The organism is Capnocytophaga sp. oral taxon 332 str. F0381 (assembly GCF_000318275.2).
In the GTDB taxonomy this organism is placed as follows: Bacteria; Bacteroidota; Bacteroidia; order Flavobacteriales; family Flavobacteriaceae; genus Capnocytophaga; species Capnocytophaga bilenii.
Genome location: NZ_KB291273.1, coordinates 14,505 through 14,880 on the forward strand (window position 1 = coordinate 14,505; position 376 = coordinate 14,880).

General features: G+C 43.4%; 1 protein-coding gene. It reads left to right on the top strand.

Annotation, left to right across the window (positions count from 1 at the left end; all coding sequences use genetic code 11):
• On the top strand, positions 1-376 hold a 376-nt coding region (locus tag HMPREF9075_RS13415), incomplete at both ends, for a hypothetical protein (RefSeq protein WP_009415000.1).

Consider the following 376-nt stretch of genomic DNA (forward strand, 5'->3'; position numbering starts at 1 on the left):
GCTCAAGACGATACTTACACCGTTACCTATAGCACCAACCCTCAAATTATAGGCAGTGTTTATGACAACGACCGCTATGGCACGGACACCCCTACAGACAAAGAGGTGCAATTTAGCTACATTCGTAGGAGTACCGATAACAACGGCAAGTATATCAGTACAGCACGAGGCGGAATGCTCCGACTTCCTGCAGGTTTAGCTGTTGGTCGTCATTATGTATATTATAAAATCAGAGATATTAAAGATGTTACTAATTCTGCTACTGCTACTGCCACCGTAATAGTACTGCCTAAAACTACAACACCCACTACTGAAACGCCTACAACATCAACTTCTACTACCACACCTACTACTACCACAAGTACTACGATAACCC